Origin of the sequence: Lysinibacillus louembei (genome assembly GCF_033880585.1) — a bacterium.
GTDB classification, from domain to species: domain Bacteria; phylum Bacillota; class Bacilli; order Bacillales_A; family Planococcaceae; genus Metasolibacillus; species Metasolibacillus louembei.
This window is the reverse complement of sequence record NZ_CP137624.1, coordinates 2329152-2344414: the sequence shown is the minus strand read 5'-3', so window position 1 is coordinate 2344414 and position 15263 is coordinate 2329152. Positions and strand designations below refer to the sequence as shown.

Below are 15263 nucleotides of genomic sequence, written 5' to 3'. Positions count from 1 at the left end.
CCGCAGTTTTTTGCTATCTTACGGGCGAATTTTAATGTTTAATGTGCGAATCACCACCTTTGAACTACTCTAACAAATTCCCTTGTTGGTCGTAGTAGTGAAAAACAAAATTTTCATTTTCATTTCCCCTAAATCTAGGTGTAGCTAGATAATATATACTCGCTTCATTTGTTGGAATGTTTAAAGATGTCGTTTCCTTTGTCACAGCATGTTCAATCTCAATTCGTCCAATCTCATGCTTAGGATGTAATACGAAAGTATATCCTATCGCATCCATCTCGTATATTGCTGGTAATAGCTCTACCCAATTTTCTTCTCTGCCCCACCCTGTCCTTACCCATAAATAACCTTTTCTATCCTTCATATACGTAAAACTCGAAAAAACATAAATATCATCACCAACGTCAATTAGTAGCATAAGGTTGTCACCAAACTGTTCAATATCCACAATTTCCGCTGCTGATACATCTGTCCATTCCCCCATAAATTCTTTATATGAAGCAAGAGATTGTGCCAATAGCTCCTCTTCGCTTGTCGCTATTTCCATCAATGGTGGCCTGACAAAGTTATATAGCATCACAAGCACTACAATCACTTGAAAAACAGCAAACGCTGGATTTCTCTTTTTTCGCCAAAGCTTATAAAGGAAATAAATAATCGCACTATATAAAATGACATTGCCGACAATTTCCCAAAAATCCATATACAATATTTCCATATCCAGCAAGCGTTTTTCTCCTAGCTTGAAAATATCCCTCTCCCCATACACTTTTTCAAGCTTCTCTACTAAGGTAGGCGCTTGTGCTATTAGCTGGTCAAATGTCGTCACTTTAGGAAACTCCACTTTCGTATGTGCATCTCCTACAATAAAGACCATATGCTGAAGCAATTGTGCAAGCACACGCCCATCTTTCTGCTCAAGTAGTGCCTGCTGCAATGACCAATCACTCGTTGCTAAATATTGAATCCGCTCCTGCTCCTCAAAGCTGTTTGCCACAACAGCTGAAAAGGCCTCCCAGCGCTCCATATAAGCTTGCTCCAGCGCTGCTCTATCAGCATGACTCGCTATTTCTGTTTGTGGGGATTTCACAAGGAAAAATAATAGTAGCATCACACTGCAAGTAACAACTAGCGTAAGTGACAGCTGTAAAAATGGTTTGTGTTTGCGTTTACGTTGCACCTTTACGAGTGTTTCATCTTTTTTTGCTTGTGAAAAAGCTCCTGTTTTATAAGCGTCCTTCATTGCCTTTTGAATGGGGTCTTTCATTTAGCTCTCCCTCCTCTAATGCTTGACCTAACATTTGCCTCGCCCTTCTAAGCCTTGTTTTCACTGTATTAATTGGCACGCCTAAAATATCGCCACTTTCCTCTAATGAAAATTCAGCGAAATGAAAGAGCACAATGACATCCTTATATTTCGTTGGCAAGTTTTCAATCTCCCAAACAAGCTGTTGTTGCTCATCTTTATGCAGCAATTCTACCTCTGGTGTTTGCGTTGTTTTCAACCATTTTTGAAAAAGCTCTGACACGACCACTTTTTTATGCTTCCAGCTCATTAAATAATCATGGGTCACATTAATGGCAATACGGTATAAATAGGTTTTGACAGCCGCATCGTGACGAAATTTGGGCAGAGAACGGTAATAACGGATAAATGTTTCCTGTGTTAAATCCTCTGCCGTTTGCCAATTGCGTACATATGTATAAATAAGCTGAACTAAATAATCTCCGTATGCCTCCATTGCTTGCCGCAATTGCTCGTCATGCCCCTTCACACACTCACCTCCTAAAAGCAATTTGTAGTTAGACTGCCACTCTTATAAAAAAGTTTCATATTTTTCGTAAAAAAAGAAGACTGCCCATTTTTTAGACAGTCCCTCATACATTATTTAATTTGTCGTGCGATTTTCTCTGTCAAACGTGATGTTACTTTTGGTAGCACCATTTTAATAACCGGTGTTAAAACAGCACCTGACAAGCCGCCAGCATTTACTTCGAGAATACCTGTCATCGTTGTTTTTCCAGCATTTTCTTCAGCCGTAAATTTACCGCTTCCTGTAAAGTTATCCGTTAAGCCCTTTAGCTCGAATTTAATGTTTGATGGCTCATTAAATTCAATAATGCTTAATTCCATTTTCACTGTCTTTTTCAAGCCTTTAAAATTACCTTCAAATGTCCAAACTGATTTTTGTTCATCAATTTGCTCATGTTCCTTATACGCAGGAACCAATGTTGCCCAATGCTCAATTTTACTTACATACTTCCATACCGTTTCAACAGGTACAGGAATTGTTACTGAATGTGATGCTGTTGCCATTTTTTCACTACTTTCCTTCTATATCGTTATTACCTCTACCATTATATAGGCTGGGGCTTAATTTTTACTAGTAATTGTTGTGCCCTATTTTCAATTTCTTCAAATTGCTCCTCTAACACAGTTCCTCGTAAAGGCTTGCTAATTAAAAAACCTTGAATGGAATCACATTGTGCCTGCTCTAAATAAGCCAGCTGCTGCTCTGTTTCAATACCTTCTGCAACAACGCTCAGCTTCAAATGCTTTGCCATCGATAAAATCAATAGCACAATCGCATCCTCTTCTGTACTGTTATCAATATTCCATACGAAGCTTCGATCGATTTTCAAGCAATTGACAGGAAAATCCTTTAAATAGGATAGCGAGGAATAGCCTGTTCCAAAATCGTCCACAGCTATTGTAATTCCTTGCTCATGTAAGCTTTGAATAACAGCCATAACAGAATCCGTATTAATCGTCATACTTTCGGTAATTTCTAACTGCAAATAGCTCGCATCAAGATCGGTTTCGTCTAAAATATCTTGAACATGCTCAACAAAGTTATCTTGTAATAGTTGTCCCAATGATAAATTAACAGCAACTTTTAAATAGCGATTTTGCGCTTGCCATGCTTTTGCTTGCTTACATGCTTGCTCTAATACCCACTGTCCAATTGGAATAATTAACCCTGATTCCTCTGCAAGTGGAATGAACTCTCCAGGAGAGATAAAGCCTCGTTTACCATGCTGCCACCTTACTAAGGCTTCTACAGAATAAATTTTACCTGTTTGCAAATTTAATTGTGGTTGATACTCGATATATAGTTCATTTCTTTCAATCGCTTGACGCAAATCATGCTCTAATAAAATGCGATTGGCACGCGACTCTGACATCTTCTCTTCATAAAATAGTACACTACCGCTATCCTCACGTGCCTCATACATAGCAAATTGTGCATATTTTAATAGTCCATCTGCCTCTTCTGCATCTTTTGGATATTGTGCAATGCCAACATTAAAATGACTGTTTAATGAAAAATGTTGAATTTGAAATGGCTCTTTCATTATATTTTGTAAATCTTGAACAAGTCGGCATACATGCCAATCATCTAAGTCTTCAATAAATATAGCAAAAAGCTCTTCTCTCAATAAATAAACCGAATATTGCGCCGGTAGTATTTGCACAATTTTTTGTGCGACGCTTTGCTTAAAAATATCAGCATAGCTTGAACCTAACGTTGAACGGATCATTAATAGTCGATCTATTTCTAAGACAACCACCGTCTTCACACGCTGATCAGCCGTTAAAGATTGATTTATTTGCTCTTTAAAATAACGCTCATTTGGAAGTCCTGTTAGCTCATCATAGTAAGCTAGCTTATGTGCAACTCGTTCAGATTGCTCCAAGGAGTCCTTTGCCTCTAAAATTTCCCGATATGGCTTCTCCATTCCTGAATAATAAATCGTTTGCACAATTAAAAAATAAGCGACAAGCTGAAAAAAATGACCGACGAAATTACTAATATTTAGTACATCTGGAAAGACAATGAATAAAATATCGCTCACAATAAAACAAATAGAGGCAAAAATATAATATAAATTTTTTCGTTTTGTTCCTTTTTTCACTGTCACAACAAGAAACATAATTTGTAGGCATATAACGATTCCATGTAAAAGATGTTTTAAAGGAGTAGCTCCTTGTGCATCCATTAACGGTGGCAATTGTCCTGAATAAACAAGGAATGTAAAAATGCTTAAGATACTTGTTACAACCGCAGCGAAAACGACGACATATCGAACGCCTACATATTTGAATGGGACCATTAAAAATGAACTTAAACCCACTGCCACAATGATTCTCATAAATAAATAAAACCAAGTTGCTCGAGACATATCACTTTCATAAAAGAAAAACGGCATCCCTGGATAAGAGATTGTATGTAAAATTTCTACTACTGTCACAGCCGAAAAAATCATTGCTAAAAAAGTGAGACGATTGCTTATGCTATAACGCATAGAGATAAATACTTGGATAACAATGGAGACCGCCATTGCAATAATGAACAACTCTAAAATAAGGTGGATAATTACATAATTATTCATCCCAAAAATACTATATAAATAATTATTCATGACTAAAGAAATAATGACGGTCAAAATGATTATGATTAATAAACGGATGGGGTGTTCAATATATATAAATCTTTCATTAGTTCCCATTGTCTCATCCCTTTGCAGTCATTTCCTTTAAATGGCTATCTACAGGTTATTTTAACATAAATTGATTACTTTGTTTCCTTTTCATAAAAAATAATCGTCAATTATAACAGAGGTATGAAATAATAAAAACAAAAAAGGAAATTTATTTTTAATAGATAAAAAAATTCAAATTCTACAACTATTTCCTTAAATTAATTATGTCTTGGCGTAATGGATTTAAGATTTTAGAAATTAACCAAAATTATAGCTTGCACCTGCAGCGGTGGGTGCTTTCTACTGAATCAGGATAAAATAGCAAACGGTTGTCTGAAAACGATGCATTCTCAAACAACCTCTTTAAATTATTAAATGCCTATCTTGCTTCCTCATATATTTTTTCTAATAATCGCTGCGCTTTACTTTCAATTTCATTGAACGTTTCCTCTAATACTTGAGCAGGTAATGGTTTGCTAATTAAAAAGCCTTGAATTGTATCACAAGAAGCCTTTGTTAAGTATACTAGCTGTTTCTCTGTTTCAATCCCCTCTGCTACGACCTTTAACTTTAAATGCTTCGCCATTGATAATATCATCAAAACGAGCGCATCTCCTTCTGTATTTTGGTCCATATTCCAGATGAAGCTGCGATCTATTTTTAAACAGTCGAGTGGAAAATCTTTTAAATAAGATAGTGATGAATAGCCTGTCCCAAAGTCATCCACTGCAATTGTCACACCATATTCCTGCAATGTTTGAATAACTGTTGTAATAGATTCAATATTCATCGTCATACTTTCCGTTATTTCCAACTGCAAATAACGTGCGTCTAGCTCTGTTTCAGCCAAAATATCCTGCACATATTGCGTTAAATTATCTTGCAGCAATTGCCCTAATGATATATTTACAGCAACCTTGATAAACATTCCTTGTGCTTGCCATTTTTTCGCCTGCATACAAGCTTCTTTCAATACCCACTGCCCTATCGGTATAATAAGCCCCGTTTCTTCAGCAATTGGAATAAAGTTCGCTGGTGAAATCAAACCAAGTTGACCGTGCTGCCATCTTACTAATGCCTCAACAGATTCAATTTCTCTTGATGCTAAATGGAGCTGTGGCTGATATTCTACAATTAGTTCATTTCTAGCAATTGCTTGACGTAAATCGTTTTCAAGCACTAATTTTGCTGAGCGCTTTTCCGACATTACAGGCTCATAAAATAATACATTTTTTTTGTGCTGTCTTGCCTCATACATGGCAAACTCCGCATATTTAAATAAAGTTTGACTATCAATAGCATCCTTTGGATATTGTGCGATTCCTACATTAAAGTGACTCATCAATGAAAAATGCTGAATTGGAAATGGCTTCTGCATAATGCTTTGCAAGCTATCAACAACATTTAAAATTGCCTCATCGCCTAAATCATCTAGCATCAAAATAGCAAAGCGATCTTCCCCAAGAAAATAAATACTATACTTATTTGGCAGCATTTCACGTATGCGGTCTGCTACGCTACATTTTAAACGATCTGCATAATGAGAGCCTAACGTTGATTGAATCATGGACAGTCGCCCTAGTTCTAAAATCAACACCGTTTTCGTATCTTCATTTTTAGTGAATTTATGGAGCTGCTCCATAAAGAAACGCTCATTTGGAAGCTGTGTAAGCTCATCGTAGTAAGCCATTTTATACATTGCTTGCTCCGATTGCTCAAGCGATTTTTTCGCCTTGGAAATTTCTCGATAAGGTCTTTCAATAGCTGAATAGTAAATCGCTTGTACAAATAAATAAAAAGCAAATAAATGAAAAATATGCCCTAAAAAATTACTAATATTATGAACATCTGCAAAAAAGATAAATAAGATATCGCTAAAAATTAAACAAATAGAGGCAAATACATAATACAAGTTGGTATCTCTTTTTTTACCACCTAAAATAATGATAATTAATACAAATTGTAAAGCTGCAGCAGTTGCTTGTAAGCTATTTTTTAATGCAGTTGGACCTTGTTCATTAGCAAGTAGCGGCAATATTTTCACTGGCGCATACACAGTATAAGCAATTCCGAATACAGCAATAGCAACCCCAGCTCCAACTAATAATGCAAAGCTTTTTTGAACAATTTTTAACGGTACTAAAAAAATAAAAATCAGACCTATCGGCAACAGTATTCTAATAACCATATAGAGCCAAGTTGCTCGATATGCCTCACTTTCATAAAGAAGGAAGGGCATTCCTTCATATGATAATGTATGTAAAATTTCTAAAAGCGTAATGGAACCGAATAACGCAATTAAATACACCGCCCTATTTGTTAGTTTATAATGTGCACTTGTTAGCACTTGCATAACAATGGAAACGGTTGCTGCCACAATAAACATTTCAACGATAAGATGAACCATTATATAATTATGTTCACCGAAGAGAGCATATAAATGATCTTGTAACAATAGTGTTATGACTAATACTGCAATAATTATGATAAAAAGCCTAGTTGGATGTTTAATATAAGGAAATCTCTCATCTATTTTTCTCATAAATTGCTCTCCTCTTTAATAACATGTTTCCGCTCTTGCAGTTATCTTATCATATCTACCATCTATTCGTTACTGTTTATAATAAATTTGTAGCAATCAAACATGATAAAAGTTTACTAGATGACTATATATGTTAATAGGTACAAACTGATATTGTTAAGTAAATTCACCTATTTTAATAAGCACAAATACTTATTAAAACGATAAAACCCTGAAAATTTTGCATTAAAAATTTTCAGGGTTCTTTACATTAAGAAAGTCGACCTTTAAAGTCCTCATAGCTAAATTGTTTTTGAATGCGGCAGTCACCATTTGCATCTTGCAAAACAATTGCAGGCAATGCCATGCCATTAAATGTATTGTTTTTAACCATGGAGTAAATCGCCATATCTTCAAATACTAAACGGTCACCTACTGCTAATGGCTGATCGAATGAGTAATCGCCGATGACATCACCCGCTAAGCAAGTAGGTCCACCTAAGCGATAAGCATAAGGCTTTTCGCCAACAACACCTGAATTTTGAAGCGGTGGACGGTATGGCATTTCTAGTACATCAGGCATATGGCAAGAGGCTGATGTATCTAAAATTGCTAACTCCATGCCGTTTTCTAGCGTTTCTAAAACAGTCGTCACTAAGAAGCCTGCTCTGTAAGCAATCGCTTCACCTGGCTCTAAATACACTTCAAGCCCATACTTCTCTTGCATGCGTGTAATGCAAGATTCCAGCAGCTCGATATTGTAGCCATCGCGTGTAATATGATGCCCACCACCGAAATTAATCCATTTCATTTGTGGCAACCATTGACCGAATTTCTCTTCCACTGCTTCCAGCGTAATTGCTAATGCGTCTGAATCCTGCTCACATAAAGTGTGGAAGTGAATGCCATCGATTTTGTCTAAAAGCTTTGGCTTAAAATGCTTTAATGTCACACCAAAGCGACAGCCACGCGCACAAGGGTCATAAATTTCTTGCCCTTCCTGTGTCGAGCATTCAGGGTTAATACGCAAACCAACACTTTTACCTGCCGCTCGTACCTTGTCAGCATACTTCTCTACCTGTGCAAAGGAATTGAAGACGACATGGTCGCAAAGCTCGATAATTTCATCGATTTCGTCCTCACGATATGCTGGTGAAAAGACGTGATTTTCCTTACCCATTTCCTCGTGTCCAAGCTTCGCCTCATACAAGCCACTTGCCGCTGTTCCGCTCAAATATTTGCCGATAAGTGGATACAACGAAAACATAGAGAAAGCTTTTTGTGCCAAAATAATTTTACAGCCTGTGCGTTCCATCACACCATGTAAAATCTTTAAATTATTTTCAATCAACACTTCATCTACAACGTAGCTCGGTGTTGGTACTTGTTCGAATTTCATTAGTCAACCAACTCCGGATTGAAGCTCTCTTTCCAAGGTAAGCCCCATTTGTTTAATGCGTCCATGTATGGGTCTGGGTTGAATTCCTCTACATTGTAAACGCCTGGCTTGTTCCACTCACCATTGACAACTAGCATCGCACCAATCATTGCAGGTACGCCTGTTGTGTAAGAAACCGCTTGTGAACCAACCTCTGCATAGCAAGCTTCGTGGTCACAAATATTGTAAACATAATATGTTTTGTCTTCGCCATCTTTTTTACCACGGAAAATACAGCCGATATTTGTTTTCCCTTTAGTGCGTGGTCCTAATGATGCTGGGTCTGGTAATACCGCTTTTAAAAATTGTAGGGGAATAATTTCCTTACCTTCAAACATAATTGGCTCGATTGATGTCATCCCTACATTTTCTAAGCATTGTAAATGCGTTAAATAGCTTTGACCGAATGTCATGAAGAAGCGAATTTGCTTTAAGCCTGGCACATTTTTCGCTAATGACTCAAGCTCCTCATGGTATAGCAAGTACATATCTTTTTCGCCAACTTCTTCAAAGTTGTAGACGCGTTTAATTTCCATTGGCTTTGTTTCAATCCATTCGCCCTCTTTCCAGTAACGACCGTTCGCTGATACTTCGCGAATGTTGATTTCTGGGTTGAAGTTTGTTGCGAATGGGTAACCATGGTCGCCACCGTTGCAGTCTAAAATGTCGATATATTCGATTTCATCGAAATGATGCTTTAATGCATGTGCAGTGAATACACCTGTTACACCTGGGTCGAAGCCTGAGCCTAAAAGTGCTGTAATGCCTGCTTCTTTAAAGCGCTCATGGTATTCCCACTGCCATTTGTATTCGAATTTTGCTGTATCTTCTGGCTCATAGTTTGCCGTATCCATGTAGTGCGTTTTTGTTGCTAAGCATGCGTCCATAATTGTTAAGTCTTGATATGGTAATGCAAGGTTCATCACGATATCAGGCTTCACTTCGTTAATTAACGCAATTAGCTCCTCTACGTTATCTGCATCAACCTGTGCTGTTGTAATTTTTGTACCTTGACCATCTAATTTTGCTTTTAAGTCATCACATTTTGATTTTGTACGGCTTGCGATGCAAATTTCTTCAAATACCTCGCTGTTTTGTACACATTTATGAACTGCTACAGACGCTACGCCGCCTGCTCCGATAATTAATGCTTTTGCCATTTTACATGTCTCCTTTATGTTCAACTTCTGTTAGTAGTTTTTGTACGTAATTCGGTAAATAGAATGCACCTTTATGCAAATTCGAATTATAATATTTTGTTGGAATATTATTCGATTTCCAAACGCTTGCACTCATATCCTTCACAGGATGATATTTTTTAGAGGCAAAGCCAAATAGCCAATGCCCTGACGGATATGTTGGGATATGCGCTTGATAAACACGGCTAATTGGGAAGCACTCGATAATGCGCTGATGTGCACGCTGCATTGCAGCAACATCCTCATCGTAAAATGGGCTCTCATGCTGATTAACCATAATGCCGTCTTCCTTTAAAGCTTTATAGCAGCTGCCATAAAATTCTCTTGTGAATAACCCTTCGCCTGGTCCAAATGGGTCTGTTGAATCAACGATAATAATATCGTATTCATTTTCACAAAAACGTACATATTTTAAGCCATCCTCAATATGAATATGGACACGCGGATCATCTAGCTTGCTTGCTGTTTGTGGCAAATAAGTTTTCGCTGCCTCAATAACCATTTCATCAATTTCTACTAAATCGATATGCTCAACCGATTGATATTGCACAAGTTCACGTACAACACCACCATCGCCTGCACCGATAATTAATACCTTTTTCGGATTCGGGTGCACCGCCATTGGCACATGTGTAATCATTTCATGGTAAATAAATTCGTCCTTCTCTGTTAGCATCATAAAGCCATCTAATGTGAGAAAGCGTCCAAATTCCTTTGATTCAAAAACATCGATTCGCTGGAATTCGCTTTGTGCGCTATATAGCTGTTTATCTACGTTAATCGACAGCCGCACATTCGGTGTATGATTTTCGCTAAACCATAAATCCATTTCACAGCACCTCCGTTAATACGTTGAGTCGTGCAATTTCCACATCTTCAGGACCGATAATTGTGCAGTCCTTTTCTTTTGCATATTCAATATATTCGACAATTTCCTGGGTAATTTTTTCACCTGGTGCCAAAATCGGAATGCCTGGCGGGTAACACATAACAAACTCGCTACAAACGCGACCAATCGTTTCACGTAGTGGCAGCAATTCCTTCTCTGCATAAAATGCATATTGTGGTGTTGTCATCACTTGTGGGTCGATATATTCTTGTGTAATTAACCCCGCTTTATCCGTTTTATAACGGCGGCGGATTTCTGCTAATGCGCTCACTAAACGCTCAACATCACGCTTACGATCACCGACAGAAACGTAGGCTAAAATATTGCCAATATCCCCAAACTCGATTTGAATATCGTATTCATCACGCAAAATGTCATACACTTCAATCCCAGCTAAGCCAATATCCAATGTGTGCACCGACAGCTTTGTTGCATCAAAATCATAAATGCTATCACCATTAATCAGCTCACTAGAGTAGGCATAGTAGTCACCAATTTTATTAATTTCATCGCGCGCATATTGCGATAGCTGCACGACATGCTCGAAAATGCCTTTGCCATTTAACGCTAAATTACGACGGGATAAATCTAAACTAGATAATAATAAATACGAACCGCTTGTCGTTTGCGTTAAGTTAACAATTTGGCGAGCATAGCCAGCGTTAATCGCAGGCCCCATTAATAAAAATGAGCTTTGCGTCAAGCTTCCACCTGATTTGTGCATGCTAACAGCCGCCATATCCGCACCTGCCGCCATCGCTGTAATCGGCATATTTTCACCAAAATAAAAATGTGTGCCGTGCGCTTCATCGACAAGTACAAGCATACCATGCTCATGTGCTAAGTTAACGATGCCTTGTAAATCCGAGCAAATGCCATAATACGTTGGATTATTCACTAAAATCGCCTTCGCATCAGGATTTTCCTTAATTGCTTTTTCCACCTGTGAAATTTTCATGCCAAGTGAAATACCAAGCTGATAATCCATATCTGGATTTACATAAACAGGCTCTGCTCCACAAACAACGAGTGCATTAATGACACTGCGATGCACATTGCGTGGTAAAATAATTTTTTCTCCACGCTTACATGCAGTTAACACCATTGATTGTACCGCTGAGGTTGTACCGTTCACCATAAAAAAGGCATTGGCTGCACCAAATGCTTCTGCAGCTAGCTCCTCCGCATCTTTAATGACTGACACAGGGTGACATAGATTATCGAGCGGCTTCATCGAATTGACATCAATGCCCACACATTGCTCGCCTAAAAATGCTGTCAACTCAGGATTGCCGCGTCCTCGTTTATGTCCTGGTACATCAAATGGCACAATGCGCTGACTTTTAAATTGCTGTAACGCTTCATAGATTGGCGCATTATGTTGTGACAATCGCGTACTCATCTCTCTCACCTCTTTACTGAAACTTAGTGCTTATCCCCATTCACGCAAAAAAAGCAAGTGAATGGTATACGCACCATCACTTGCTTTTGTATGTATCATTATGAAAAAAATTCCATTTATAGCGGGCATAAATAGACCCGTAGCGCTGCTAGGAGGAGTTCTTTTTCAATATTCATACATAACCGAATAGGTTTTTTTAGAGTCTATATAGCAAATCATTACTTTTACCACTCTTATTGACCGTTTCACAAGTTGATGTGCATTTCTACACTGGTTGTAAAGTAACCAACTTATAAAATTTGAGCTTCTAACTCAATCAATAAAGCAACTTGACGTTGCCAGTCGGCAGTTGACCCGGCTGTCCGTATGGCCTTAACTTTCCTCAGCAAATGAAGCTTACCGAAAGTGGTCAAAAAGTATTTGCTGGAAAGACTCCTTCATGAATATTGGCTTTCCAATTTAACAACTCGTTCAGTTTAACAATGGACGTTTTATTTGTCAATTACATGAGGCAGATTTTTTTGAAAAATGTGAGAAAAATGCAATACAATACTGATAATATCAACCTTTCGGACAATTGTTACAATTTGATTGCGGAGACCATGGGGAGACAAATCATGAACAAAAATTACAACTTTCTTCAACAATTTGGTATTCAAACAGCTAATATAAAAAGCTGGAATATAGGCAAGCAGCAATAAAGGCACTGAATACTATTTTTGAGACAGTATGAAAACACCTTATTATACAGCCAGTTGACGGTATTGAACCGGCGACTGGTTGTTTAATTTCGTTTTAATCCGAATATTGTTATAATAGTAAATGTATTCTTCGACAATATTTATGACACACGCATTTGTTGTGCGATAAATATCATCGAGGTAGAACGTTTCAGACTTTAGCGAGGAGTGAAACGTTTCAATTGGGGAATTATCAGCGGGCGTGCCTTTACGAGACATGCTCATGGTCATTCCTTTTTCTTTGACTGCCTTCTGATATGCATAAGATGTGTAAACAGAACCCTGATCGCTATGCAGGATACAGCCTTCTGGTAGATCGGGTAATTGATTTAGCGTATCTAAGACAAAGTCGGTATCTTGTGTAAAACCAATTGTAAACGCAATAACCTCGCCATTAAATAGGTCTAAGATACTTGAAAGGTACATCATAGATTGTCCAAAAGGCAAGTAAGTAATATCTGTTACGAGCCTTTCTAGCGGTTTTAATGCCGTAAAATCACGTGCTAATAAGTTAGGAACAATGTGAGCTGGTTGTCCCGTACGTTTACGTTTCTTTACCTTTACACGACATTGCCAACCGTATTTTTGCATCACACGTTGCACCGTTTTCTCACTAATGTCAGTAAGTAATTCTGTGATTTTTCGATAGCCGTATCTGAATTTGTGTAACTTGCACAAGTCGCCAATTTGTTGGTCTCGAAGATCCTTTTGAGTGAATTTATTTCCATTGACCTTCCAGCGATAATACGACGAACGAGCTACACCTAAATGACGGCAGATTTCACCAATCGGCATCCTTTCTTTTAACTCCTCTACTAGCTCTACTACAACTTTTGGGACCACTTCCTCTCCAACTCTGCGTACTTTTTTAACACTTCAATTTGTTGCTTTAAATAACGATTCTCTGCTTGTAACTTAGCGGTTTCACTTTCATATTCAGGCCCTTTGCCAAATGTATATTGTTTTCCTACTGGCTGTTCAAGACGATGTAATTCGCCGTTCTTGTACCATTTCATCCATGTTTTTAACTGAGAATGGTTACGAATATTTAGCTCCTCTAGTACTTGTTTTACAGGAATGCCTGCTAATCTCATTTCAATTGCTTTCATTTTCACTTCTACTGGGTAACTCACTCTTGTCCCCATAGAAAAACACCTCCACATTGATTTGATAAGGTACAATACCCGTTTTTCAACGAAAGGTGTTTTTATTTGTCTCATTTTTTTAGGTCAGTGCCAAAGGCCTCGTACTGCATTCAGAGGGTTCTTTCATCGCTTTTTGACAGGCACACCGCCAGTTCGCCTGTCAAAAAATGCCTACTTGCAACGAAAATTCGGTAATTAGTAATTAATATAACTACTGTTTTATTTATTAATGAAAAAATTACGAGCAACAAATAGCAGCAAACCAGCAAAAATTACGCCACAAGCCAAAAATTCGAGGCGATACCCGATCCAGAACAAATACGTACCTATCACCGGCCCAATTGTCATCCACACATAACGAAAAAAGTTGTACACGCCTGTTGAAGTAGCTCGGTTGCGAGGCAATTCATTGGCTAGCAGTGTCGTTTGCAAAGGTAGCGAAATTCCCAGAAATAATCCAAATAAAGAAAGCAGCGTTATTAACATGGTTAGAGACACTGAAGCGAGCAAGGCAAACAGAAAGACAGCTATCATATGCAGGCTTGCAACAATCATTAACAAAGATTTTACTTCAAATCGCTCTTGTATCCGCCCACCAATAATGCTGCCAATAATGATAAATATCGATATAGGCAGGAAGATCAAGCCGGTTTCACTTGAATTCAGACGATAAACGTCATCGACAATATTAGGCAGCAATACAAGCAGCATGTAAAAAATAGCATATTGTACAGACCCTAATACAATGATAGCCAAGCCTACGCGATGAGTTAATACGATTGTCAGCTGCTTCAACTGAAAACGTTCGTTTACAGCCTCTGGTGTTCGGGTTTCTGGCAAGCTTAGCCATAAAATAAGCCAAAAAACGAGGCTAATGCCGAGCAAAATCCAGAACAGCCCATTAATATTGTAGTGCTGTCCAATAAATCCACCAAAGATAGGGCCTAGACCAGGGCCGAGCGCTACCAGCATTTGATAGGTTCCCATCGAACGACCTCGCATAGTGCCTTCATACAGATCACCAATTATCGTGATTGCTGCAACTGAGCCTACAGCAACTCCAATCGCTTGCAGTGCGCGAAAAATAATTAAGGATGCTATCGTGTAAGAAAGCGCCGCTCCTAACGTTGCCAACAAATACACCATAAATCCAAGCAAGAGAATTGGACGCCGTCCGTATTTATCAATGAGTGGCCCATAAATTAACTGCATAAATGCAAAGAAAATCGGATAGATCGATACAGTTAAATTGACAGCATCTAATGAAGCTTGAAAATGTTCAGCAATGCTTGGCAGCATTGGGGCATAGATCGTTTGCGTAAATGGACCAAAAAAAGCGGCAATAGAAACTAAATAGACTAATATTTTCTTATACATGACATACTCCTTCAACTGAATCAATTTGTTTACACAGAAAATTGTACATAGTATACTAACCAAACGT

At 38.1% G+C, this 15263-nt stretch carries 11 protein-coding genes; all 11 read right to left on the bottom strand.

The genetic code is table 11. The annotated features are described in order from the left end of the window. Positions 1-64 precede the first annotated feature (64 nt). The 11 genes from R6U77_RS11710 to R6U77_RS11660 all read right to left on the bottom strand — a co-directional run bounded on the left by R6U77_RS11710 (position 65) and on the right by R6U77_RS11660 (position 15196). The gene (locus R6U77_RS11710) at positions 65-1267 is read right to left on the bottom strand and encodes a hypothetical protein (RefSeq protein ID WP_319835767.1); all 1203 of its coding nucleotides are present in this window, start codon (positions 1265-1267) and stop codon (positions 65-67) included. Then, positions 1227-1775, bottom strand: coding sequence for a sigma-70 family RNA polymerase sigma factor (locus R6U77_RS11705; protein ID WP_319835766.1), 549 nt, complete (start codon positions 1773-1775; stop codon positions 1227-1229). The genes R6U77_RS11710 and R6U77_RS11705 overlap by 41 nt, the downstream gene beginning before the upstream one ends. Positions 1776-1885: 110 nt before the next feature. Continuing rightward, entirely contained in the window at positions 1886-2317 is a 432-nt protein-coding gene (locus R6U77_RS11700; protein WP_319835765.1) for an SRPBCC family protein, read from the bottom strand. A gap of 41 nt (positions 2318-2358) precedes the next feature. Next, positions 2359-4512 (bottom strand): bifunctional diguanylate cyclase/phosphodiesterase, encoded by a 2154-nt coding sequence (locus R6U77_RS11695; RefSeq protein ID WP_319835764.1) that lies wholly within the window; start codon positions 4510-4512, stop codon positions 2359-2361. 352 nt (positions 4513-4864) lie between these two features. Further along, complete coding sequence (locus R6U77_RS11690) at positions 4865-7027, bottom strand: bifunctional diguanylate cyclase/phosphodiesterase (protein ID WP_319835763.1); 2163 nt, start codon at positions 7025-7027, stop codon at positions 4865-4867. A 250-nt stretch (positions 7028-7277) separates the two neighbouring features. Next, positions 7278-8405 carry a carboxynorspermidine decarboxylase gene (gene nspC, locus R6U77_RS11685; protein ID WP_319835762.1) on the bottom strand — a complete coding sequence of 376 codons (1128 nt, stop codon included), beginning with the start codon at positions 8403-8405 and terminating at the stop codon, positions 7278-7280. Then, entirely contained in the window at positions 8405-9604 is a 1200-nt protein-coding gene (locus R6U77_RS11680) for a saccharopine dehydrogenase family protein (RefSeq protein WP_293927536.1), read from the bottom strand. The genes nspC and R6U77_RS11680 overlap by 1 nt, the downstream gene beginning before the upstream one ends. Before the next feature lies 1 nt (position 9605). Continuing rightward, positions 9606-10472, bottom strand: a complete 867-nt coding sequence (gene speE / locus R6U77_RS11675) for a polyamine aminopropyltransferase (RefSeq protein WP_293927539.1) — start codon at positions 10470-10472, stop codon at positions 9606-9608. Between the two features lies 1 nt (position 10473). After that, positions 10474-11934: an aminotransferase class I/II-fold pyridoxal phosphate-dependent enzyme gene (locus tag R6U77_RS11670; protein ID WP_293927541.1), complete on the bottom strand. Its 1461-nt coding sequence runs from the start codon at positions 11932-11934 to the stop codon at positions 10474-10476. A 743-nt stretch (positions 11935-12677) separates the two neighbouring features. Then, positions 12678-13819 (bottom strand): IS3 family transposase gene (locus tag R6U77_RS11665; RefSeq protein ID WP_319835761.1). Its coding sequence is split into 2 segments (ribosomal slippage): positions 12678-13546 and positions 13546-13819, totalling 1143 coding nucleotides; the frame shifts between segments, so codons are not numbered across the junction. Between the two features lie 219 nt (positions 13820-14038). Next, positions 14039-15196, bottom strand: coding sequence for an MFS transporter (locus R6U77_RS11660; protein ID WP_319835760.1), 1158 nt, complete (start codon positions 15194-15196; stop codon positions 14039-14041). Positions 15197-15263 lie beyond the last annotated feature (67 nt).